The sequence below is a fragment of the Pseudomonas sp. IT-P12 genome (assembly GCF_949767465.1).
GTDB lineage: Bacteria > Pseudomonadota > Gammaproteobacteria > Pseudomonadales > Pseudomonadaceae > Aquipseudomonas.
This window is the reverse complement of record NZ_CATKPY010000011.1, coordinates 674,545-699,068: the sequence shown is the minus strand read 5'-3', so window position 1 is coordinate 699,068 and position 24,524 is coordinate 674,545. Positions and strand designations below refer to the sequence as shown.

At 60.1% G+C, this 24,524-nt stretch carries 14 protein-coding genes and 1 pseudogene; all 15 read right to left on the bottom strand.

Going from position 1 to position 24,524, the window contains the following annotated elements; translation table 11 throughout:
* Positions 1–5 precede the first annotated feature (5 nt).
* On the bottom strand, positions 6–2,423 hold the full coding sequence (locus ACM6IM_RS06305; protein ID WP_414864542.1) for a chromosome partitioning protein ParA: 2,418 nt from the start codon (positions 2,421–2,423) through the stop codon (positions 6–8).
* A 3-nt stretch (positions 2,424–2,426) separates the two neighbouring features.
* Positions 2,427–4,367 (bottom strand): hypothetical protein, encoded by a 1,941-nt coding sequence (locus ACM6IM_RS06300; protein WP_414864541.1) that lies wholly within the window; start codon positions 4,365–4,367, stop codon positions 2,427–2,429.
* The gene (locus ACM6IM_RS06295) at positions 4,361–7,804 is read right to left on the bottom strand and encodes a DEAD/DEAH box helicase (protein WP_414864540.1); all 3,444 of its coding nucleotides are present in this window, start codon (positions 7,802–7,804) and stop codon (positions 4,361–4,363) included. Before ACM6IM_RS06295 ends, ACM6IM_RS06300 begins: the two co-directional genes overlap by 7 nt.
* Complete coding sequence (locus ACM6IM_RS06290; protein ID WP_414864539.1) at positions 7,801–9,135, bottom strand: serine/threonine protein kinase; 1,335 nt, start codon at positions 9,133–9,135, stop codon at positions 7,801–7,803. Before ACM6IM_RS06290 ends, ACM6IM_RS06295 begins: the two co-directional genes overlap by 4 nt.
* On the bottom strand, positions 9,122–9,838 hold the full coding sequence (locus tag ACM6IM_RS06285) for a PP2C family serine/threonine-protein phosphatase (protein ID WP_414864538.1): 717 nt from the start codon (positions 9,836–9,838) through the stop codon (positions 9,122–9,124). The genes ACM6IM_RS06290 and ACM6IM_RS06285 overlap by 14 nt, the downstream gene beginning before the upstream one ends.
* Entirely contained in the window at positions 9,835–10,302 is a 468-nt protein-coding gene (locus tag ACM6IM_RS06280) for a VWA domain-containing protein (RefSeq protein ID WP_414864537.1), read from the bottom strand. The genes ACM6IM_RS06285 and ACM6IM_RS06280 overlap by 4 nt, the downstream gene beginning before the upstream one ends.
* Complete coding sequence (locus tag ACM6IM_RS06275; RefSeq protein ID WP_414864536.1) at positions 10,299–12,083, bottom strand: Card1-like endonuclease domain-containing protein; 1,785 nt, start codon at positions 12,081–12,083, stop codon at positions 10,299–10,301. Before ACM6IM_RS06275 ends, ACM6IM_RS06280 begins: the two co-directional genes overlap by 4 nt.
* Positions 12,080–14,845 carry an FtsK/SpoIIIE domain-containing protein gene (locus tag ACM6IM_RS06270; protein WP_414864535.1) on the bottom strand — a complete coding sequence of 922 codons (2,766 nt, stop codon included), beginning with the start codon at positions 14,843–14,845 and terminating at the stop codon, positions 12,080–12,082. Before ACM6IM_RS06270 ends, ACM6IM_RS06275 begins: the two co-directional genes overlap by 4 nt.
* Positions 14,842–15,072 (bottom strand): hypothetical protein, encoded by a 231-nt coding sequence (locus ACM6IM_RS06265; protein ID WP_414864534.1) that lies wholly within the window; start codon positions 15,070–15,072, stop codon positions 14,842–14,844. Before ACM6IM_RS06265 ends, ACM6IM_RS06270 begins: the two co-directional genes overlap by 4 nt.
* Positions 15,065–15,400, bottom strand: a complete 336-nt coding sequence (locus tag ACM6IM_RS06260) for a hypothetical protein (protein WP_414864533.1) — start codon at positions 15,398–15,400, stop codon at positions 15,065–15,067. Before ACM6IM_RS06260 ends, ACM6IM_RS06265 begins: the two co-directional genes overlap by 8 nt.
* Positions 15,397–16,707 carry a hypothetical protein gene (locus tag ACM6IM_RS06255; RefSeq protein WP_414864532.1) on the bottom strand — a complete coding sequence of 437 codons (1,311 nt, stop codon included), beginning with the start codon at positions 16,705–16,707 and terminating at the stop codon, positions 15,397–15,399. The genes ACM6IM_RS06260 and ACM6IM_RS06255 overlap by 4 nt, the downstream gene beginning before the upstream one ends.
* 16 nt (positions 16,708–16,723) lie before the next feature.
* The gene (locus ACM6IM_RS06250) at positions 16,724–16,993 is read right to left on the bottom strand and encodes a WXG100 family type VII secretion target (protein WP_414864531.1); all 270 of its coding nucleotides are present in this window, start codon (positions 16,991–16,993) and stop codon (positions 16,724–16,726) included.
* Entirely contained in the window at positions 16,993–17,718 is a 726-nt protein-coding gene (locus ACM6IM_RS06245) for a vWA domain-containing protein (protein ID WP_414864530.1), read from the bottom strand. Before ACM6IM_RS06245 ends, ACM6IM_RS06250 begins: the two co-directional genes overlap by 1 nt.
* 336 nt (positions 17,719–18,054) lie before the next feature.
* Positions 18,055–18,171 (bottom strand): annotated as a pseudogene (locus tag ACM6IM_RS06240) (IS5/IS1182 family transposase); the annotation flags it as partial.
* Positions 18,172–18,322: 151 nt separating this feature from the next.
* A complete protein-coding gene (locus tag ACM6IM_RS06235; protein WP_414864529.1) occupies positions 18,323–24,520 on the bottom strand; it encodes a DEAD/DEAH box helicase in 6,198 nt (2,065 codons plus the stop codon).
* Positions 24,521–24,524 lie beyond the last annotated feature (4 nt).

Genomic DNA, 24,524 nt, shown 5'->3' with positions numbered 1-24,524 from the left:
GCCGTTTATTCCCCCTTTTCCTGGGTGTTCGAGGCTGTGGGGGCAGGGTGGTCGACCTGTGTCGGCGCTGTTGACGAACCAGGCGCGTTGAGATAGTTCGCCGATTGCCAGATGAACTGGCCGTAGCCCAGTTCGCAGGCAATATCGAAGTCCTCGGTGAGGTGGAAAGGACGGCCAGCGATGCCCCTGTCCAACTGGTGGCGGATCTTGTCGAGGCAGTCGGTCTTGCTCTTGCCGCGGGTGTCGATGCCGCGGAGCTTGGGCATGACCTTCTGTACCAGCTGGTCTTCGAACGCAGTATGCATCGCCTCGGCAAGTCGGGATGGGGAGTTGTCATTCTTCGCCGCCCGGACCTCCGGGTAGTTGGCCATGTAGTACTCGATGGATTGCCATACCCGATGGCCAAGTGCCCGGCCAGCCACGCAGAGTGCTCCATTCAACGCCTCTATGAAGGCCATGTACGGCTTGACTTCGTCTTCCGAGAAGCTACTGCCCTCTGCCAACCAGCTTTGCCAGACGGATTTGTGCAGCGCCGGGCCGCGATTGCGCTCATCGAGCGGCAGCAATCTCAGGCGGCGTTTCAATTCAGTCGGCCGCGGGAAATTGACGATGATGGAGCGGTCCAGCACCTTGTCGGAAAGAGACTTGGTGGTTTCATCCTGGTTCATCGTTCCAGTCCACAACACATTCCGGCCCAGCGGTAGTTTGTAGGCTGGCATGCCTGCGCCGACCTTCACCGGCAGCCAGGGCACGTCGCTGCCTTTCCTGCCACGGCGCAGTTCGAGCTTGCTCAGGAATTCGGCAAAGTACAGCTCCGGATGGGCAAGGTTCATCTCGTCGAGCAGGACCAGGCACATGGCCTCGGACAGGCCGGGGTAGTCCTCGCTCCAGGGCTTCTGGCTCTGTGCGAGGAAGTTCAGCACCGGTTGGGCGTCGAATTTGTTGTCGATTGAGTTAAAGAAGCCGAGCATGGACTCCTGCGAGTCCCAGTTTGGCTGCACCGACAGCGGCTCGAAGAAAATGCCGCCGAAGTGGGCGTACAGGCGCGGCAGTTCGGACTTGCCGGTACCGGAGACGCCCGAGAGCACGGTCAGGGGCGACCACTCTGCGGTCTTCAGGGCCGTGTGGAAGGCGTTGAGGATCCGTGGGTTGAAACTCAGGCCGTAGTGGCTGCACGCATTGCCGATACCTCTGAGCCAGGTCAGCTCGTCGATCTGCGCCTTCACCGGTAGCCTGGCTCGGTCCACGGCGAAATGTGGCCGTTCGATTTCCTTGTGCCGCGCCTCGACCTCGGCAGGGCGTTCATAAGCGGACCGCAGCCGGTCGAGCTCGACTTGCGCTTCGTTTGCCGCGCCTTCGAAGATCGAAGCCTTTTGCATCAATGACTGGTTTTCCGCAGTGAGCTCGGAGTTCTTCCGGCGTAGCTGACCGACCTGTTCATACTCCGCTTCCCTGATCGCGATCTGTCGCTCAAGCTCATCCGCCCGGGCCTTGTGGGCCTTGGTATCGCTTTCAAGCGCGCGGGCTCTGTCGCGCATCTCCTCGGTGGGCCGGTTGGCGAGCTCTTCGCGCAGGCGCTTCAGTTCATCGGTCTGGCTGTTCAGGTTTCGCAGGATCTCGGACGGGTCCGTGTCCCCGAGCTGGCGTTTCAGGAGCTCGAATAGGCCCAGCAGGTCGGCCTGTTTGGCAACGGTTTCACGTAGGCGCCGGTTGTCCTCGATGCAGGACTGCTTCTGCATTTCCAGCGACCGGCGCTCTTCCTCCAGGTTGCTCTCGAGTTCGTCCGCGAATTTTTCACTACGCCGCCTGGCGTGCTCCTCGAGCCGCTGCTCCTTGCGTTCCAGGTTGCGCTCGGCGGCTTCCAGTTCCATCGCTCGCCCGTGCACTTCGCCTTGCAGGGCGGTCAATGCACCCTTCTGCCTTGCCAGTTCGGACACTTCTGCATCCAGTCGCGCGCGGGCCTCGTCCTGTTGCCTGGTCCAGGCCTCACGCTGCCTGCTGAGCTCTTCGCGGATGCGCTCGCGCTCGGCGTCGGCGGCGGCCGACACTTCCGACAGGCGTTTGCCCCGGAGATTGGCAAGTTCCTCTTCCAGCGCCGATAGCTGCTGCTCGCGGATTTCCGACATCTGGCGCTCGCCCTCGGCGCGCTTCTGGCGCAATTCCGTATTCAAGGCTACGCGCTCTTCGTCATGGCTCGCTGCGCGTTGCTGTTCGACGACCTTGAGCTGTTCTACCCGCTTGCTGAGTTCGGCGGCTTTTCTGGCGAGGGCCTCTTGCTGGGAAGTCAGCCGCTGCTCTTTTTCCTCCAGGGTTTGCTGGCCCTTGGCAATAGCTGCTTCGCGGAGCGCGATTTCGGCGTCACGCAGCAGGTGCGCGGCAGCATCCTGCTTCGCGACGTCTTCCCTCTTGTCGGAGTGCTCCATTTCCTATACCTCGATCAGTGTTTTGATGATTTTGTACGATGCCTCGCGCAGCTTCGCGACATCCGTACTTGCCAGTGGCAGTGGTTCATTACCGTGCCCGCGTCTGGAGATGAGCGCGGCTACATCGTCGACAAAGGTCGGTTGGGTCGCCGCGATCGACTTTAGGGTCTGCTCGTCGGCCATCAGCAGGAAGGCGATCATGCAGGCCCCGAGCGACTGGCCGCTGCCTTGCAGCGTCTGGCGTACAACCGAAGCCCTCACGGTGTGCAGACTTGACGGCAGTCGATGGCACAGGCCGGCCGCGATGGCCTTGTCTTGCGCTACCTCGATCAGCAGCGCATCTGCCATGTCCGGTGGCAGCCAATGGTTCAACGACAGCTCGAGGACGGACTGCACAGCCGCATAGAGGTCGCGGGCGAACGCCAGGGCGTCTTCTCCCTCCTGCCAAGAGAGAAAGCCCCGTTCCGCATGGACGAGCCGCTCTTTCACGTTCGTCCCGAGGCGATTGAATACGCCGAAGCCAAACTCGTCCTGGATGCCAGCACGGGCATCCAGCAACACGTCCGCATAGGCGTCAGGGTTGCTGCTGGCGGTCGGCTCGCGGGAAAAGGCCACCTCCGGCACCATGGTCTCGATGATCTCGCGCACCAGCGGTTCTGCCAGCAACTCCGATTCCGGGGCGTCGGCACTGCCTTTCCCATGCCCCTTCTCGTCACGTGCCTTCTTGATTTCGAACAGGTGGCTGATCAGTGCGGGATCGCGCGCGGCCAGATGTCGCAAAGGATGAGAGTCATCGTCCTGCGCGCGAAGGATGCTCAGGGCGAGCAGCGTTTCCAGCTCTGCCTTTCCCTCCTGGAAGTCCCGTAGCTTGCCCTCCCGGACAGGCCTGAAACCGGCTCCCGGTGGTAGCAGCCCAACCTTGCTGGCCGCGAGGCCAAGCAGTTGTGCGTGCTCCGCCTGCGGGGTGAATTTCAAGCGCTGAATATCACCTTCGAAGGGGCGCCTGGCACACGCATGGAACAACGACCACTCCACGGCGGCATAGAGCTGGGCGATCGAGCGGAACGCGGCGTTCGGCAGCAGCCGCAAGTTGCTGAGGAGCTTGGGGTAGCGCAACTGGTTGGAAGGTGTGTCGAAGGGTTCTTTTGCACGCTGTTCGGGGGATGGCGAGCGTGGCTGACGCAGCGCTGCCTTCCACTTGCCCAGCCAGTCCGCCGTACGCTCGTCCTGCTCTAGCAACTGTTCGAATGCCCGTTCAAGTATCAGTGAAAAACCGTTGCCGAAGGGGTCTGCGATGCGGAACTCGCCGTCGCGTCTCTGAATGGCGATAGGGCAGTCCAGGTAGTACTGTTCCGGCTTGTCCATGATCACGATCTTGTGCAGTGCGGGCAATTGCTGCCCCTTCCCGAAAACTGCGGATCTGCGCTGCATCGCTCGCGCCACCTTGATCACATCGCGCTGGGTGAGCGGTGCGGATCCTGTACTGATGGATCGGATCCTGTAGGCGGCCTGCTTCTGTTCCTGCTTGCACAACGGCTGGTTCTCCAGCAGTTGCATGAAGGGCAGGACCTGCCCGCTGACCCGTTCGCGAAACAGCAGCGCGGTCACGAATGCCGGGTTGTTGGCCTCGCTTGCCGTGTTGCTGTCGGACGCTTCGAGGACGCTGTTGAGATCGTCTATCAACCCTCTGTCCCGAAGGCGCAACAGAATGCTTTGGACCAGGTCGCGCGGAATGCACGTGTCCTCGGCCAGTGCCTGTGAGGTCATCCTCCCAAGGGAGAGCAGACTGAGGATGACCTGCTCGAACGGGTTGAGGCTCAGGCCGTCTTCGTCAGGCCTGGGCAGGGTGATCCGGTAGGCATCGACGGGCCAGGACAGATTGCGGCGTCGGCCGACAATTGCCCCGAAGGGATCAGGGGTGCCGTAATCCAGAAGTTTCAACATTCCAGCACGACTCCTTGTTCGCGGCAGAGCTTATGGAAATCAACGAGCCCGGGAATGAACTCGGTTGCAAGATCGCCATCCAGCAGGCTCGGGTCGCCGACCACCACCAGCAGTTTCTTCTGGCGGCTCATCGAGACATTCAGGCGGTTGTAGAGGCAAAGGTGACCGAACAGTGATTGCGCCTGTTTTTCGCGGTCATCGGTAGCGGGTTTCCACGACTGCGACACGGTCCTCACCGTCGATAGGAACACCACGTCGAACTCCATGCCCTGGAACGAGTCAACCGTGCCGATACGCAGTCGCTTGTCATTGTCGCCGAGCGTGCCGAGCTGCTGCCTGATGTACTCGGCCTGCGCCTTGTAGAAGGAAATCACCCCGAAAGTCAGGTCTTTGCCTGCCTCGCAATTCATCCATGCGAGCAGTTGGTGCACGATCACCGTGGCCTCGATCGGGCGAATCCAGCTGGTCCCGCTGCGTCGGTGCTTGCCTTTTTCCACGGGTACCTCCAACCACGCGGCGGGTTTTCCGCCGGTATCGGGGAGGGCGTGGGCAAAATTGACTGCTGGCCTTCCTGAGCCGAACTTCTCGGAGGGGTCGAAGCGCTCGTAGAAGTTGCGGCTGATGAAGTCGCCCAGCAGCTCATGCATGCGGTACTGCCTGTCCAGCGTGACCCGGCGAGTGATGTTGTCGCCTTCCTCCAGGGTTTTCAGGCGTTCCGAGAACAGGTAGTGGAACATCGATTTCTTCAGCCAGTCGGTTTCCGACGGGCCGTTTTCGCCGTCTTCCATCCGGCGTGCGACCTCGTCATCGATAATATGCGGCAGCTGGCGGTGGTCGCCGACCAGGATGATGCGCCTGCCCTGTGCCATCGGCACCATCAGGTCACGTGGCGAGACGCGAGCGGCTTCGTCGACGATCACGTACTCGTATTCCAGGCGCTGCTGGTTCAGGTTGGTGTCGCCCCCCTTGATGCCTTTCTGGAATTGCATCCTGCGGTTGACACTTTGCTGACACGTCGCGGCGAAGGCGAAGCTGTAGTCGGATACAGCCTCCAGCATGGCGCGCGGATTGTTGTCGAGCTGGGCGAGAAACTCCGCCAGCGCGGCGGACTTCCTGTCCCGGCCCGAGTGTCCCTTGAGTTTGATCTGCTCGATTGCTACGTCTGCCAGGACGACGATCTCGTCGTTGGCTTTCTCGATGCGGAAAACCGGGGGGGCGCTGAAGCGGGTGAGCAGCGTCCTCTTCAGTGCCGCCAACCGCTGCAGGAACGGCGGAAGGCCATTTTCGTTACGCCACAGGCTGGCATCGTCGAGCAACGCAAGATCCTCGCTGTCCAGCACCTCGCCGAGATCGACCAGCGCATCGGCGGCGCGCTCGGGACCGTCGTCGGCAAAGCTTTCCGGCCGGCAGCGAAGGCGACGCACAACGTCGAGCCATTGGTGGCTGGTGTCATTGAGCTTTTCTTCCAGGCCCATTTTCTTCTGCAGGTTCTCGGCCTGACGTACCCGCTCCTCGCCCAGGACCGCAATGCCGAGCGCTGCGATCCGGGAGGCAAGGCGGGCACCGAGTACCCGTGTCGGCGTCTGGAGGTATTGCAGGTACAGGTGCCTGATCTCCGTTTCCTGTTCGATTTCGGCGATCTGCGGGTTGCGGTCACGCAATTCGGCGGCGAGCTTCCCACACCACTCATCGAGCCGCTCCTCGAATAGGCTGGCGTCATCCGTGGCTGCATTGGAGCGCTTGCCGAATTTCGGAACGGGAAGGCTATTGAGCGACAGCCGCTCGATCATGTTCTCGACCGCGTCGTGCTGAAACCCCGTCAGCAGCACCTGGCCCTTGATGGCGATGCCACGCTTGTCCGCCATTTCGTTCAAACGCTCGAGAATGGCCGCGATGACCGTAGTCTTGCCGGTTCCGGGAGGTCCCTGGATAAGGGCGATGTCTGGGGTTTCCAAGGCACAGCTGATGGCATCCAGCTGTTTTGGCGTGGGCGTGTTCTTGAAGACCTTGTCCAGGACGAACGCCGTCAGCGGCTTGACAGGTGACGGCCTGCGGGTCTGCGTAATGACGCCTTTTTCCTCGATCAGCAGGCCGAGCTGGGGATTGGCGGCCCGGCCTTCGAGAATCATCCGGCGCGCCACCAGGCGGCGCTTGATCTGGGCAACCTCGCCTGCCAGGGAGAGGATGAGCATGCCCGAATTTTCCGGTAGCCTTTCAGTCTTGAACTTGAGAGTGTTCGATGCCTTGTCGAACTCGCTCACCCCGTAATGCCTATTTCTGACCTGTGTCTCTTCCTGGGGGGGCGTGGGTTCCCGTTCCTCCGTGTGCTCGATGCTGCTGGCGAAATCCTTGAAGCGCAGGGCGGGATCCAGCAGATAGTCCGGGAGTTCCTCTACCCACCGGAGTTCGCCGACCTGGCCCTTTTCCAGGGCCTTGAGTGCGGCCTCGGAGGCTTGGGTCACGCGTACGGCCACGGTTCCGTCCCTGTTCTCGACGCTGTCGGCGACGTGCAATACCCCCACCAGGCGCGCCTTGTCCAGCAGCAGTTCACCTTCGAGATCGCCGAACTCATCCCATTTCCTCAAGTAACTGACGTGGTCCTGAGTCAAGGCTGTCATCTGCGCTTTGGCGAGGAGACGGATATGTCCGGTCCGGCTCCAGTCTGCGAAGTGAAGCTTGCCCTTGACCAGGCGTAGTGCACGGTCCGGATGCTTGCGGGCCTTGGTCAAGCGTGTGGTGAGGAAAATCGATTTGCCCTGGGGTAACGGCGTCTCTGTCGCTACGAAGCGCAATCCATTCCCGCTGATGCAGAACGAGTTGCTGCGGTTTGGTTGCTGGCTTCGAGCGGGCTGTACGGCACTGGGCGCAGCGTCCTGGCTAGCTTGCGATTCCGGATCCGGCACCAGGTCGTTAGCGTCTACTGCTTCCTCTTCCTGGACGGGGTCGGGCTTGAGCATCTCGTCGATGGCCGGACCTGCGGTCAGGAAAAAGAAGTCGATGTCGCCTTGCCGAAAGCAAAAATGGCGCTCCAGCAGCTTGTAGAGTTGTTCACCCTTAGGACCGTTTCTGCGGCGCTCGAGGTCTGCAATTGCTCGTTCGACATAGTCGTCCACGCCGATTTCCAGTTCACCCATCTCCAGGCACGGGCCGGAAAAAAAGGCGATCTGCAGTTCCATGCTGCCGTCGGCAGCACGATTGGCCAGTTGCGCGAGCAGTGCGCGGCCAATGGCGAGTTCGGCGTTCAGCCGCCGGTTATCGATAGATGTGACGGTCTGCACCGCGATCATTGCGTCCTTGAGACGCAGGTCGAACTCATTGGGGCGCGAGAGATCGTTCTCGATCGAATAGACGGCCTGGTCGCGCCACTCTACCGAGCCGTGACCAACCGGTAGGATGCGGATGGTAAGGATATCGGCTGGTATGTCCTGGAACTTCATTGCACGCCCGCCTCGAAGGTGAAGGTCAAGCTATCGGGGAAAGCAGGGGTGCCTCGGACAGGACGTGCCGTCCTGGCGGCGAAGTCAAGGTCGACTTCGTACGCCTGCGTCTCGTTATGCTCGAATGAAAAAGGATGGAAAAGTCGGTGCGGCAGGGCGAAATGCCGGGTGGTGGAGGGAATCACGATCTCGCCCCGCGATGTCTGGGCGCAGGCAAACGGCGCACGGGGTGCATCGCAATAAGGGCAGTTTGTGTGCTCGTCGAACAAGTAGCTCATCGTGCAGGCATTGCAGTGCAGCGAGCGGTCGAACGCCTTTTTCAGCTCCATCGCCCAGAGCGCCATGGTGGGGCGGCGATGCGGCTGTAGTCGCCCGGCCCCGAATGTTTCCTGGAAGAGCCGGCGAAGCTCATGCGTAGCCACCAGCGCACGCGGCAGCCCGCCAACCCCAGAGTTGGAATCATCCTTCGCGTCATCGATGAAGGGCAGACTCCCCGCGTACGCCTGTTCATCCAGGTCGGCGGTCTGGCCGTCTTCATCTGGCTCGGAGTCCCAGCCACCGTCATCTTCCTCGGGCTCGAGCACTGCCTTGCCGATGAACGGATGGCAGAGTGCAAGGGTCTTGAAGGCCATGACGGCAAATGCCCAGCAATCCGAGCGTGGGCGCGCGGTATCGATGCCCCGCACCATTTCCGGTGCACCGTAAGCCGGCGTGTAGACCGAGATACCTCCGCTGGCCAATTCAAATCGCAGGTTGTCGGCATCGATGAGCCAGACATCGTTCGATTGCGCACCGATGAAGGCGTTGTTGCTGGAGATGTCGCCATAGACGATGCCCGCACAATGCAGGCGGGCGAGGATGGCGGCGCATTCCGACAGCGCGAACAAGCGGCGGCGGGTCGAGCCCGTGCGAGCGTAATGGACGAGATGCAATGCCAAGTCCCTGTCAGGGACCTTCGCCAGCCATTCAGGAAGAATGAGCTGCTGTTCTTCGAGGACCTTTTTCGTCTTGCCGTCGAGATCGAAGACGCTGAAGGGCGTCATGTCGTTTAGCAGGCGCATCACGTACCCTGGCTGATCCCGCAGGATGGCCAGGGGTAACGACAGTGGAATGCGCGGTGGCAGGGGCAGCAGGCGGATATTCTTGAAGCGTTGAAGCAGGTCGCTGCTGGTGTCCGGCTCACCTTGGGGATTGAGCGGTTGCTTGATGGCCAGGTCCGCGTCCTTGGTGCGGAACACGACGCCTTGACCACCCCTGGCGAGCTCATCGGCAAGCGTATGGTGATTACCGTATTCGTCGCACAGCGGCGGTGTTCCTTCAGTCTTGTCCATGGTGAATCTCCTCGCGACAGAGACAGGCGATGGTCTTGTCGTCGCTGTGCTTTGGGGTGGGCCATTTCTCGAGCATCGCTTGAAGACGCCGGCTGGCGGTGACCGCAGCCAGCGAACGGTGCGCATCGATCAAGCCGGTCACGAAGCCGGGGATGTCCTCCAGGTCGTCCGCCACGCCGTCGGAGCAGAGCAGGATGGCCAGGCAATCCCGCTCCGGCAGCGAGGCGACATGCCAATCCCGCTCGGATACACGCTGGGAAAGTGCTGCCGTGATGTTGGAAAAGCCTTGCGACTTGTCGTCCGCCAGGGACATCACCGAACCATCCGACCTGATTGCGGCGACCAGGCCATCGCCCAGCATTCCCAGGTGGATCACGCCGTTTCCCGCCCGGAAGGCGAACAGGCACGTGGCGGCGCAATCACGGGGTTCGAGTGGTGCGACGAGAGACAGCCAGTTCGACGTAATGCGTTGTAGCAGGGGCGCCGGGTCGGCTTCGGTGCGGGAGCGGAAAGCCTGTGCTACAGCCTGGCAGGCTGCATTGCTGCCGAAACTGGAAAGCGGCTTCGAACCGAGGCCGTCGGAAACCACGATGCCGTCTCCTCCGTCGCGGTGGAAGGCTGCCCATGCGTCCTGGTTGGGGAGGCCGGCAGCCAGGTGCGCGGGGCCTGGAACGCTGGCACCGAAGCTCTTCCACAGCGTCATGCCGAGGGCGCTTCCAGCCATTCGTCCAGCGCAGCGAACAGGTCCTCGGCAAGGAAAACGTCCGGACCCTTGAGCTGCGGATTGGCGTCCGCACCGATCTTGATGACGCGTACCGAGTCGTCGGGAAGCCGCGACCGCCACTGTTTCAGGTGTCGGGCATCGGTGCTGGACCAGAAACCGTCGGTCAGCAGCAGTATTTTTCTGTTCGGTGAATCACCCAGCAGACGGGTCAGGGCGGTCGCGCTGGAGTTGCCGCGGCACACCAGCATGTGTCCCGGGTAGTCGTCGGTCATGGTCCAGTCGTCGAAGACCGCTTCGGTACCCCAGGCACACAACCTGATCTGTTCCTTTCTACCCGCCAGAAGCATCCACTGGGCGATAGTCGTGACCACCGTCCTCGTGATGAATGGCTTGCCTCCTTCGCTCATACTGCCGGAGGTGTCGCACACCAGAAAGAGCGTCATGCCGGCTCCCTGGCCAGCCTGGCGCGTGCGGCAATCCCGCTCATCAAGCTATCGAGCTGTTCCAGGAAGGAGCCGCCGCAACAAAGTGCCAGCTTCGCGTCGCTGATTTTCTTGCGCACTGAGTCCGACCTTGGAGGGAAGCAGCAGGCGACGATGCCGCGACCTTCGACACCACCATAAAAGCGGACGAGGTTCTGCAGTTTCATCACTTGCTCCTGCGTGACCTTGCCCGCCTTGCACTCGACGATGTAGAGCGAATGCCCGTCGGTAAAGGTAACGTCGAGCTCGTTGTGTTGCACGTCGCGATGGAATGAACCGTCCTGGTTGAGTTGCAGGGTGAGGTTGATTCGCAGGTCCCGGATGACGCCGCGCTCCTCGTAGGTTTTACACTGCAGATAGACGAACTCTTCGAACCAGCCACCGGACATGTATTTGGCGAAGCCCGCCCAATGCTTGAAGTGCAGGTTCAGGCCGTTGCCGACAACCGATGCCTCGGCTCCCCGAGTGAAGGCGAATACGAACCCGTGGCATTCGATGCGAAACGGTATCAGTGTCTCACCTCTTTGCAGGCTTCTTTCGTGTTCGTTGTTGTACCTGCACAATTCGGGGTAGGCGTCAGCGACTTTGCTCCGGTATTTCCACAGTGTCTTGGTCAGGCGGCGTCGGTCCGGCGATAACTCGTCCCGGGGCTCGACGGTCGACACTTTCAACCCATCGCCATTGAGCAGCAGGAAGGTTTCGATCGAGTCGATGGGCCGGATGGTCTCCCGACGCAGGCTATCGACATAGGTCACGCGCTGGTTGCGGCTGTCGAAGTAGAAGGGCACTGCACCCAGTGCGCGGGCTGCGGAGAGCGCGCCGGCGAACATCAGCTTGGTGCCGCCGGTAAGGTTCATGCCGATATGCGAGCCAGGCGGCAAGGTCCTGGCGTGGGCGATGATCCTTTCCTGCACGTCCATGGCGTCCCACGGGTTGACCGGGAGTTCGTCGAAGTCCGCTTCCTGGACGAACGCGCTCATGCAGGCCGCCGGGAAGTCCAGGGAGTTCACGAACACATGCCGGTCGGAGGCGAACTGGCGGATACCCAGCAGCGCTGGCATGCGTTGCTCGCCGAAGAGGTGATAGGTCACGGCGAACCCTTTGTGGGCATTGCCGATCGCGACCTGGCTGGCACCGTGGCGCTCCAGCCATTCGGCGGGCAGGGCAATGGCTTCCGGCGGTTTGCCGACAACGGGCGAGACGATGAGGCGTTTCTTCAGGTGAGGATGAGCCAGGGCCGCCAGTGCCCACATGAACGCCATGACCGGCGTGCCAGGGCTCAGGTACAGCGTTACGAGTTTCTCGCCAGCGGCCTTGGCGACAAAATCCAGGGCGCGCATGGCACAGGCGTAGATGCCTTCGGAGTCGTTCAGCTCGCGGAGTGTTTCGCTCTTCAGCGAAATGCGTGCCTGCCTGGCAAACCGTGGCAGTTGCGTCTCCAGCCAGCGGGCGAAGTGCGCGTGGGCGGCAGGCGTATTGGCGAAATTGGAGACGAAATCGTTGGTAACGCCGCGGTCCTGTTGCTGGTTGGCAGCATGGATCGCCGCCAGCCGTGTCGCCAGGTCCGCGCAGGAGGGTGTCGACACGTGATCCTGGAGGTCGTTTCGCGTGTAGCCAAGAATGACGATTTCGCTATAGTCCTCTGCCGCCAGCGCTGCGGCGATCGGACCTTCCGTGCTTTCGAATCCCAGCGACGCGCGAAAGTCCGTGATGCCATACCAGGTGAGCAAAAACTTCTTCATAGGGAACTCTTGGCGACGTAGGGGCGGAACCAGGTCGTTTCGCTGGTCATTCGGTTTACCAGAACGGCCCGGTTGGGCTTTTCGAGACCTTTGAACTTGCCGATGCCGGTGGAGACCAGCGAGCCGGCGTCATCTTCACTCATGCAATACCCCAGGCGCAGTTCGAAGTACGAAAGAAGCTCCTTGCAGGTCGATGCGCAGCGCTGCCAGCGCTCGACGAAGGCGAATACGAACACCCCCTGACGCGGGCCATCCTCGGCAATGCGCTTGAGCAGATCGCCAGGGCCGAGTGGTTCACCCGGCTTGGGGGGCCTGAACGCGGTCGGTGGGTGCAGCAGTCTTTCCGAATCGAGACCGTCGATGATCAAGGCGACGCGGCGACTACCGATGGCATCGGCTATCGCTTGCAACGGGAGTGCCGCGATGTCGTCGAACACTTGCACGGGACCGCCGGGCGCGCGCGTCCCTGAGGTGAATTCGCCTTTCGCGGCGACGCCGCGGGCGTTGAAGAAGATGATCTCGTCGAAACGGCTGGATGCCACCAGGCTGGACAGCGTTGCGTTGAGCAAACCGTCGTGGATGGCATCGTTATAGCCGCTGAACAGGACATTGAAGGCCGTGCGCTGGATGAGCGGGACCGTGAGCATGTCGGCGTCAAACGTCAGCTGTTGCCCGAGGAGCAGGGCACCGTCCCCTGAACAGACGTTCTGGTAGGTAGTGGCGCAAGGCGGCTCAGGCAGGTGGGCGCCATTGAAGATCCGGGTCTTGTCCGCCATGCCCTGACGCGAGGCATGCTGCGCCAGCGTGCTGATGTTTTCGCGGCAAGTGTCGCCGTCTGCTAGGGGTATCAGGAACTTGACGTTGCCGGACCTTGCCCCGTTGTCATTGTTGATGATGCCCTCGGGCGGGCTCTGCAGCTCCGCCGCGGCCCAGTTGTTCGCGCCCAGGATCATCGCCGAATCTTCCTGGCCGCAGGCCAGGGCGATGCGGCAGCCCAACTGGGTGATGATGCTCCCCAGGGACATGGCATTGATGCCCTTGAGAGTCTGCGTCGCGAGCAGGACATGAATGCCGAATGAGCGCCCCTGCTTCAACAGTTGCGACAGGAATTGTTCTGCCGCCTCTGCCACTGAGCGTGTGCCGGCGAAGAGCACCTGGAACTCGTCGATGACCAGGAGGACTCTGGGTAGCTGCTCACCTGTGCTGGCGCGAAAACTAGCGAAGTCAGAGACCTTGTTCTCCTTGAACATGCGCCCGCGCCTCTGCAATTCACCCACCAGGTGGTGAAGGACTGTGATGCCATATTCGGGATCGCTTTCCGTGGCGACCAACCGGGCATGGGGAAGGGGCGGGTCGGCATAGACACTGAATTCCGTCGATTCCTTGTAATCCAGCAGATAAAGGTCGACTTCCGCCGGTGAGTAGCGCTGACACAGGGAGTGGATCAGGACGTGCAGCAGGTTCGACTTGCCTGACCCTGTCTTGCCAGCGAGCAGTGCATGGTGTTCGGACGTTGTGGCACCGAGGACGAAGGAAGCGGGCGTGCCCGCGGTTGACCAGCCGATCGGGATGTCGAAGCCTATGCAGGTCGTGGCGCCCTTGGAGAAACCGGACCAGAGATCCTTCATCGACCGGCTGAAGCGCGCCTGCCGGGTACACTCTTCGGCGAGCGCCGAAAGGTAGGGGCCTAGCTGTTCTTGCCTGGGCCATTGTTCGGTCTTGCAGCTCGATGAAAGGCCGTTGCGCGCGACGGACGAGGTCGCGAACAGGGCGTCGAACGCTGCGACAGCCTGTGCTGCGGTTGCGCGGAATTTCTCGTAGCGCTGGTCCTGCAGGCGGTGCTCGTTGATCGCGATGATCGGCAGGACGCCGCAGCGCGGGCCGTTCTCGCACAATCGCTGGAGGAACCACAGACTTTTTTCGGACAGTTGCTCTGGCGCATCGAACAGCACCAGCACTTTGTACGCAAGACGGCAGTCGGGGTTCTTCGCGTTGTATGCCGACCAGTTCGCGGACTCGTCATTGAAGCGATGCTGGAGCAGTTCCTCGATGTCATCCGTCAGCCGGCCGAGCGCAGTCTCGATCTCGTCCGCGCGCGTCAGCACCCGTTGTGCCGGTACCAGTTGCTCGACCTTGAGCAGGGGCAGGAACGGCTCGACTGATTGTCCCAGTCGCAGCGGATCGATGAACGTCAACTCCAGCTGCGCCGGGGGCAGGGCAGAAAGCAAGCGCAGCAGCAGGCCGGATATCCACTGAGCATGGCCCGTGTGGCCTTGGGAAAACGCCAAGGCGCTGGAGAACGGGAAGGGGATGGCGTTTGGCGTCGAACAGCAGAGGTCCTCGAAGCCCAGTTGCAGGGAACCGAGGTACAGACGCGCAGGCATTTTTGTGACCGCCCATGATGCCGTAGGGACCAGCTCCGTCAACGCTGGCTGTTCGCGGCGAAGCCGCTCACCCGAACGCATCGCGTCCGTGGCGATACCTTCCCATTGCCGCACGAACGCCGATCGCCAGGCCGTTGTCCGCTGCGCGCGGCTGGCGTTCGTCTGTCGTTCTTCATCTGCCAGCCGCCGCAAGGCCTCTTCCGTCGAGGCAGCCAGGGGCGTTTGCAAGTCTTTGCGCAGCCCCTGAAGGGTTTGCTCTCTTCTGCTCGCGGCGGCATTGAACTCACGGTCGATGCGGGCCAGGCCTTCCTGATAGTCGGCGATGGCTTGCATGACCCTGGAGACGATTTGGTCCGGATGCTCGGGCGATCCCTTCATACATCACGCTCCCCTCGGGAAGTTCCGACGTCTTGCGCTTCCTCGAGGATGCCGTCGATGGCCGTGACCTGACGCTGGTAGTCTTCGTTGAAATTCCGCAGGCAGGCGATGTTCTCCTGGATCGGGGAGAGCACTTCGTTGGCGATGGAGATGCCGAATCCATCCCGCACCCCAGTGTTGAACCTGTTTGCGCAGGCTGCCATCAGACCCATGACATCGTCAAACATCGACATCTCCCGACTCATCGTCCATGGGGATTTCCAGGACATGCGCATCGGTGGAGATGCCTGGAAACAACGACGTACAACGCTTGCCCGGCAGCAGGTAACGGGATTCAAAGTCCGGATCCTCGCGCCTGATCTCGCTCAGGAACCTCTGCCACCGCTCCTCGGACAGTTCGATCGAGCGGCAGCCTGCGGTCAAGTTCAGCAAGTGCGCCGTGGCCTCGTCCACGTCATCCATGTCGCCGGTATCGACCGCGCGTTGCAACTGTTCCACTCCTGCCCGGACCTGTTCAAGGATGGCAGGCTCCACTATGGCGAATCGCACTTTCATGGCTGTTCCTCCTGGCTCTGGCGGATGAAATCAAGGCAGGACCGGTCTATCTCGTTCTTGCTCGGCAGCATGCCTATCAGAGGCGAGCCCGCCTCGCGCAAGGCATCGCGCAATTCTTTTTCTTTCTCGGGCGAAAGGTCCTTGATGTCCCGCGAGCAGAGCGTGCATTGCGCATCCGCTCGCTTGTGTCCTTCGGCCTGGAACACCATGTGGTCCTTCTGCGCGAAGAGGTACTGGGCCTTGCCGCATTTCACCTCCAACGCCAGCGAGCCGCCCACCGGTGCCCCCATGCCCGGCCCACGCCCCAGTACGACTGGGACACGCAGGTCGGTTATCAGCAGGTCGGTCTTGGTGTAGCGGCCGTTGTCGCCAACGAACGTCCGCCCTTGTGTCTCGATGCGACCACCCAGTGGCGCCAGGGCGTGGCGAGCCAGTTGCTCACCGAATTCGCCGCACAGCTCGATGCGGACCTTGCGCACGACCCCGTTGCGCTCGACATCGCCTTTCGCGGCAACCCATTGCTCGCGGAACCTGTCGACCTTCGCCCGATACTCGGGATTTCGTTCGTACAGGTACTCCTGGAGCATCTGCCGATGCTCCGCCGACAGGTTCATTCGATCCCGCAGTACATCTGGTGTGACGACGCCACCCTGTTTTACCGGGTCCCACTTCAGCCAGGAATGGAAGTCCGCAGCGACGGGATGGGTCGCCAGGTAGGCCTCCAGCGCTTGTTGGGCAGCAGAAAGGCGTGCAACACCTAGAGCGATGGCCTGGCCGACGCCGAGAAGCCGTGCATTGCACTCTTGCTGCGCTTGCGCCAGTGCCTGCGCGGCCATCGAGGCCGCTTGCCTGGTCATTTCCAGGCGACGTTCCATGGCCATGCGGTTCTCCATGGCCCGTTCGTGATCGACCCGTGCCTGCTCCAGTGCGTTGCAGGCCTGGTCCACTTCGGCTCTGGCCTGCTCAGCGCAGTCGTGCTCCCAGGAGCAATCAGGATTCGACCCGTCTTCGGCGAGCGGTTGGGCGATGCAACTGGACAGCGAGCTCTCGGCAGCGTCGAGACTGGCGTATGCAGTGTCCACGGCCTGTCGGGCATCCACGGAGGCCTGGCTGGCGTCCAGCTCCAGCTGCATGGCGATGTCCAGCAAGCCCTCGCTTTGCTGTGAGGCGTTTCGAGCGTCTTCGTACTTGTGCTCTGCCAAGGCAACCTGTGCTCGGCAGGATAACTCCAGGGCCTCATGGATGGCCTGCAGATCGCGTACGAGGTCTTCGAGATTTTCCACTTGCCCTATGGATACGAGTGCCATTGCCCTTGCGACGTCCTCAGCTCTGAAGGTAATCGCGCAGGCGTGACGCCAGGGCGATCAAGTAGGGCACCTGCTCAGTCGCATTCGCGTTGAACTGATGGAGTTGCTGGACGAGCATGTTGAACTCGTCTTCGAACTGCGAGCGCTTCTCGTCCTGCCAGGTGTCACCGAGCGACAGGAATGCGCCATCCAGGGTGCCAACACTGTCGTTCAGCGCGTCGGTGAATCTTTGCAGTGCATACGCAAAGCGCTCTAGTTCTTCCGGATCGCCAATTGCCTGTGCCATTACCAGTAGCCTCCATCATCTGCATCGGGTGCCGTCGGCACCGCTGACTCCTGTCGGGCGCCAATGGTCGTTGGCTGGACATCGATCGAGCTCGCTGGCGGTATGGCGTTAGGTGTCTGCGATTTGGTGCGGAGGGTCACCGACATGGTCACAAACTTGAAGAAGTCTTTCATTTGCCTGGCATTTTCTGCGTAGAAAAGCGGGTTTTGCGTGCCCTCGATGAATGCTCCAAGAACCGCCTCGTCGGCATCGGCACCGATGGCCATGGCCATACGATCGCATTTCGCGGAGCGTCCTTCGTTTACGAAGTCACGCAACGCGCCTTTCCAGCCATCGTTCGGTTGTCCGTCCGAGACCAGCACCACGGTCGGGCGATAAGCGCGCGATGGCACAACGTCCTTGTCTTCAATCATCGCCTTGGCCATTTCAAGCGCGACACCCAGCGGGGTCATGCCGCTGGCTGCAAGTGGCTGCCACTGAATGTTGTTGGCACTGGCCAGGGGTTGATGCAGCGTGACCTCTGAGCCGAACGTGATGATCGAGACCCAGATTTCGGTCTCGCTGGTCTCGTTGCCACGGAACACGTCGAGCATGTCGCGCACCGCTTCATTCATGTTGTCGATCTTTTCTCCGCCCATGCTGCCGCTGACATCAAGCAAAAGGATAACGGGCAGTGGCTTGGCTTTTGGAGCCGTAAATTTCGATGGGTCAAAGGGAGTGTTCATGCGCGATACTCCTTGGAAATGATGATGAATAGGCCGGTGTGCAGGCCGAGCTGGTCGCACGAGTTCATTGAAAAACGGAAAGTGCTAACGAAGAGTGGAAAGGACGCATAGGGGCTGATGGCCGCCAGTGATGTCGGGAAGGCTTAGAGAAAGGAGTAAGGGGGCTAAAGGAGGAGAAACAGCCCGGGCAGCGTGTGACCATCTGGCGCATAAGACTTCCTTGTTCTTAACCGTCGTCTATCGACATCAGGTTGCGAGAGATTAGGCCATGCTACCCATATAGATAGCAAAGCGCCACTTCTCTGCGGGACACAAGCACGTGGTAGATAACGAGTCCTAGGCACTGTACGAAAAGAGGTGTCGCAAGCACCGCCGGCAGCAGGCCAATGTGACCATTGCTGCATAACTTGTTGCGAGTTCGCAGTAGCGATTTGCCAGGCGGCGGTGCTCCTTCGTAAGGTGTGTTCGCCGGCTCCTTACGGTTGAACATGGTGGCATGGTCCATTGAAGGAGTGACGCCATGGTCAGTGGAGTTGATTTGACCCGAGCCTGTCTCAGTTTATTGTAAATGGCCGGCGTAAGCCGGCCCTACACTACGGGGCTATCAGGTAACGGAAAGGAAAACCTGGGTGTTCTCATCGCTGGCAGCTACAACTCTGCACCGGATATGTTCCAGAATTTCCTCTCCAAGTTGACTCGTTGCGAAGTCGAACTTGAGCATATAGGACTTCTCGCTACGGTCGGCCTCCCAATACGAAAGTCCCTGATCAAGCTGGACCGTCAGTTTTTTGCCGGAGCGGAGTTGCAGGTGCAACTGGCGGAAGTGCGGCAAGGACGGAAGGCTGAGCACCTCGCCACTAAGGCCGCAGTATTCCAATGCTTGGCAGATGGCATCGTCGCGCTCGCGAGATGAGTGCCAGTCATGCCGGCATTGCCATCGCGCCCGGTTGTCATCCTTTTGGTACTGGCGACCCTGGATGCGGATGGCGAAGTTGGTAGCACTGACTCGTCCAAGCTCATGAATCACGTTGACCAACTGATTCACGACCAGCGGGCTGCATACATATCGATCACTGTAGACCAGCTCTGTAATAGGGTCATCGCCTGATAGTGCCTCATCTAGGATGCTACCTGCCTCATTTCTGAGATGTTCCCAGAAGCGCTTGGCAAAGCCGCTGAGCGAACCATCCAACTGACCTCCGATCTCAACCTTGATCAGGCCGGGGGTTGTGGTCGGCATCAGGTCAGATGCATTCAGTATTCGATCTGATGGCAGCGCGGGTGGTGCTCCCCGAACAATCCGCGCACCAGCCGCAGCCAGATCCCAAGTATGGCCCGGGATAGTCAGGTGCACATTGTCGCAGGCCCAAGCGGTGTTGCATCGCGGCCCCTGCAGGGTGATGTTCAGCGCTAGAGCACCAAGATCCGGCATGACCTCATGGAGGCAGATCTGGATGCCGCTGAAAGTGAGTCTTACAAGCCATTCCTTCTGGTCAGCTGGCAGGGCTGCATAGGTGCTATCCAGTATGTGCAATTGCACCTGATGCCCGGCTGCTTCCCAGCTTTGCAGTTGATGTCGCAGGCGGCGTGCGACGGCCAGATCCCAGTCTTCGGCTGGAGCCGAGAGATAAACAGCAAGGGTCTTCGCAGTGTCGTCCTGGGTGAGAGCCTGCTCGACGGCTTCCTGTAGGGTGGAAATTTCCGCCCGGCTTTGCGGGCCGAAGACCGCGAGCTCGGTTGGTAGTGCCAGCCCGGCAAGCCAGGCCTGATTGATCCATGCCAGTGCGGCATGGCGATCGAGGCGATCAGCCTCAAAGCGAGTGTCGAAGCTGAGTAAGCAACGCTGGCAGGCATGCGTGCAGTTGCAGCTGTCGAGACGGCTGATAACCCGCTGCCACAGGCTGGACTCATTCAGTCGCTCTGCTGCCTGTGTGGTGTACCCACCGCTACGCAGGTCGAAGACTCGGATGGCACTGGTAGGATAGCCATCAACCCTGATCGGGCGGCAGTCACAACCCAACTCCTCAGTTTGCACGCCCAGTTCCGCTGCGATCGCTTCCCGAAGTGCTACCGCAATCGAATAGCCAGAGACATCATCGTACAAGAGCTCACCGCTGGAGGGATTGCGTAGTACCAACTCAAGCGCATCGGTGAGACTGTCATGGCCTAGGTGGATACCTTGCTTGATTTTCCAGTTGTTGTGGCTGCCGGGGCAGATATTCTCCCCATCGTCACTCTTCCCGCCGCGCAGGCGTTTGTGTTCCGCCTTCTGCCGGAAGATGGCTGGCAGATGTTGTTCGTTGGCTGGAGCAGCCGTATCGGGATGGCTTAGCATGGGCTCTGCTTTCCCGCATTCAAGACAGATGGCGAAACCCTTCTGGCTGGCTCCTGAGGTGTAGTGGAACAGGTGGGCCTGCTGACTGAAGCGGAACTGACCGAATGCCGGGTTGGCCAGGCAGATCCAGTTAGCAGGTACATTCAGCCACGGAGCCTGGACAGGCACATATTGCAGCTGGCTAATGTCATTGTGCGGTTCGTCGAAGAAGTCCACGGCAAAGCCTGCAGGCACCAGATACTCCCGGATATCCTCCCGTCCGATAGGGGCACCGCATTCCTGGCAGTTGATTTCCAGTCCTGGGTTGATTGCGGTGTCGCTGGCCCCACAATGACGGCAGAACCAAGCTTTTTTGAAGAGCTGCAGCTCCTTAACGTTTTCGGCAGATGCCGGGGCGTGCCAGTTCAGTGTGATGCCGGATGATTTGTAGACCAGACCGTCCATGACCAGTTCGGCTCCTGGTGCATATTCGCGTAGCCCGGTAATACGGTCTCGAGATGCCAGCGAGCGATAGCGGGCGCGGTTGTCCTCGCGTTTGTCAGTTTCTTCCTGCTTCAGGGTCTGCATACAGCGATTGTCGAAGCTGACGATGTCCGTCGGGAAGCCATACCCGGGCAGGAAGCGCCGGTTAGCCAGCTCGCTGAGTAAGTATTCCTTCTCGATGCGACTGAGCTGGGCTTCCATGGCGCGGGAGGCTGCGGCTTTCTTGTCGTCAATCTGCTGCAGTTGCGCGTAGCTGGACGAGTGCTCCTGTTGCCATGCCTGCGTGATTCCGCTCAGGTTGGTGCTGGTGCGCTTAAGCAATGCAGGCTGCGGAGTTGAATCAAGTATGCTGCGACAAGTGATGTCTTTGAGGGCCTGAGCCACCAGTGGCTCCACTTTGCTTGCCTGATTGTTGCACCACAGACAGAAACGAGTCGCCAGCGACATGGGCATTTCGCCTTCGAGGAAGAACGTACCAGCAGTCATCGACTTGATTTCCTGGGCTGTGACAACGTGCTTCAGCCAGTGCGAGAGCAACCAGGCATTGACGTGACGCTGGACCAGATCGGGGCTTTGCAGAGACACCTTGGGCATGCGCATGGGGGTGTTGAAGGGCCAGAGTGGGCTATTGAAAACGCTCTGGTCATGCGGGGTATTCTTGCAGACGGCCAAGGCCAGAGAGCGTCCTTCGCGGCGGCGGCCTGCACGGCCAGCCCGCTGCAGGTAGTTGGCTGGGTGCGGTGGGACGTTATTCATGGCCACCACGCTAATGCCGCCGATGTCTACCCCCATCTCCATTGTGGTCGAACAGCTAAGCAGGTTCAGCTTGCCTGTCTTGAACAGGGCTTCGTAAACATCCAGTTTGCTTTTGGATTGTTGGGCCGAGTGCTCGGCTGCACGGAAATAGTTTCCGCCCTCAATGACCAGATCCATAACGTCCGACCAGAGAGCAGCTTTACGAAGCTGCTGAATATCAGGATGCTGATTTAGCCATTCGCGGATCGCCAGCAGTCCATCATCGCCGGAAATATGCAGAAGGGCTTCCGGCGGGCGGGGCAAGGTGTAGGGCAACACATTTACGACCATGTTACGGTCGGTACGGGGGGTGTAAGGGCTGAGCTGCTCAAACGGCGTGTCGATGAAGCGCCGAGATACAGGGCAGAGATAGACCTCGTTGGGCAGACGAAAGCTCACGTCCTTGAGATCAAGCTGATAGCCGTCGCCGGACGAAATCAGCAGCTTCGTCTGCTGGGTAAGTGCATGCCATGCCTCCCTCAGGATCGAGTCAATTTGATCCCTGTGTGTAGACGTGGAGTAGTTGAAAGCCTTGCAGAGCATCAGGATTGCGCGTGATTGAATGCCATTGACGGTATTGACTGCCGGCCAGCGCGTGTAACGCCGGGAAAGCTTGTCCGCCTTACCATCGTAAATAGGCTCTACCACCCACTTGGGACTGATTTTGGCGCCGATCAGCGATTGCCACCGCTTGTCGATATTCAGAGCGGTGTTTTCACGAACGAAGAAGTCCAACAGCACCTTCAGATAAGAGCGCCAGGACTCGACCGTCTGGTGCGCAGGCCAGGCCATGGGCTTGCTGCCGATGCTTGCCAGCTTGGGATAGCAAACCTGCACCAGTCCCAGTGTTTCCAGGCTATTGGCACGTTTTGGTCGGCGATAGAACTCGCGTGCGAGAAGCATACTGGCTAGGGCGATGCTGTCTTGCTTGCCAAAAGTCTTCGGGGCGAGGCTGTGATAATAGTCCAGCATGGCCATCTGCAGCTCCGGCGTGCCGGCCAGATGGTTGACCATATCGGTCCAGCTGATTTCTGCACCTTTGGCGTACTCAGCCTGCTTTTCCAGCAACTGTTGTAAGTACTTTTGCTCGAAGCGCCCCAATTTCTCCGCTGCCTCAAGTTCCAGCAACTCAAGGAGTTCGTGCTGTTCCTCCCCTGATAGAGTGCAGGCGGGCTGCGCTTGCAAAAGGTGGTGATAAACCAGTCCTCGAACTCTGTTGCGCTCGGAGTCCTGCTGCAGCTTGACCGCAATACGAGCGGTACCTTGGCGGCTATCAGTGAAGGAGATTAGCTTGCGGCCCTGGAACGGCTTGCCTGTCGGTATCGAGTCTGGCGTGCAGAACTCCAGCAGGGTTCCAATCACTGTGCTCAGGGTGAAGGGGGTGCCAATACGTGCGGGGCGCAATAGGCTGCGCCCTTGAATGGTTGCACCACAGCATGGGCATTCATTTTTGTTGCTGCTGAACAGCTGCAGCCCAATGTATCCGTCCTTGGGGCCGTCGAACATCAGCTTCTGGCTGGTAGGATCCAGAAACTCCGGGTAGCTGTAGTTGACTGGTCGGTTGGTTATCAGGGTTTGGGTTAGTGAGATGCGGTCTTCAGTCGGATCATTTGTATCGGCAGTTTCCTCGTCCAAGGAGAATTCATCGACCTGCTGTTGTGATGGATCGATCAGTTTCCCATGGCTGGTAGCAACAGCCTGCAAGAAACTCTCGTTGCACTCTTCACAGGAAACTAGCGGCATGAGCGGCGCGCCGCAGTTGCAATGGGTTCGCTCCTCCGTATACACCACGCCAAATGGCCAGTCGGCATGGTTGAGTGCGGTGCTGGCCTTGTGTGTACAGTTACGGTCCACGCATGCTCGGATCGCTGGGATCACGTTATGGAAGAGATGGGCACGTAATGGCAGGAAGGAAATGCCAGCGGCATTCTTGGTGCCTGACATCAAATCCAGCCAGGCCAGCAGTTGGACAGGACTTAGATCGGACTCCCGGGTCATCCCTTTTAGGCTTTGTGGTTTCACTTGTCCCGCAGGAATGAACAAGGAACGTAGACGCCTGGCTGTCGGGCTGGACTCGAGGCGCTGGTAGCGCGGAGCGGATTGTTCCTGCTCGGCATCGATGGCTGCAATGGCGGCAGGCTGGTCGTGCTTGGCATCGGGCGTCACATCCAACAGGCCGGGGATATCCCTATGGCCCTGCACTACCTCTACCTGTTCCGGAGCAACTCCGCCTATGTCAGCGAGGAATTTGCGCAGGCTTTCGATGGTCTTTTCATCCGAGCCAAAGGTGGCCGAAGTCGCAACAAAACGCACATCCTTCGCTTCAACCTTGAAGGCAAGCATCACACGCCGTAGCAATAGTGCCATCTCGGCAGCTTGGGACCCGATATGGGTGTGCGCCTCGTCAAGAATGATCCACCGCAGTTTGCCCGCAGATTTCTTCAGGATGGGCTCATCGTCTTTGCGTATGAGCATATATTCCAGCATGGTGGCATTGGTTACGAGCATCTGTGGCGGACGTTCGCGCAGGCTCTTACGGTCGATTACCTGACCTTTGTACTGCTGGTCCGAAGCCTTACGTTCATTTTCCAAGGCGCCGGTGTACAGACAGTGTCGAATCTGGCCGCCAAAACCATCGGTCCAGGCATCCAAGCGGTTTTGCTGCGAGTTGATCAGCGCGTTCAGCGGGTAGATAAACAGGGCGCGAACACCTTCTATGTCTTCACCAGCCTCGATCTCTTTTGCCAAATGGTTGAGGACGGGCACCAGAAAGCATTCGGTCTTTCCCGAACCGGTGCCGCTGGTCACCACCAGAGATTTCCGCTCCGGACTGTTGAGGATTTTCCAGGCCGCCAATTGATGGGTGAATAGATGGCGGTCTCCGGGGAAGGAGTACTCCTGGGCAAGATCCTTGGGCGGGGAAGCCATGGCCTCGGCAAGTCGTCGGTGCAGCAAGCTGCCTCCTGCCAGAGAACTCATGGTTTCATCGCTTTCATCCCAGCCAAAGGTCGGCTCGAAAACCGGATCCGCAAGCCAGGCACCCGGAGTTCCGGGAGATGCGGTCAGCTGATCATGTAGGAACTGACGCAGATGGGGATTGCCAAGGCTGAGCAGGCCCTGAGCCGCACGTTCACTGCGGGTGCTGAGGTTGGTGGTCAGGGCGGAAAAATAATTCTTTTGATAGAGCATGGGA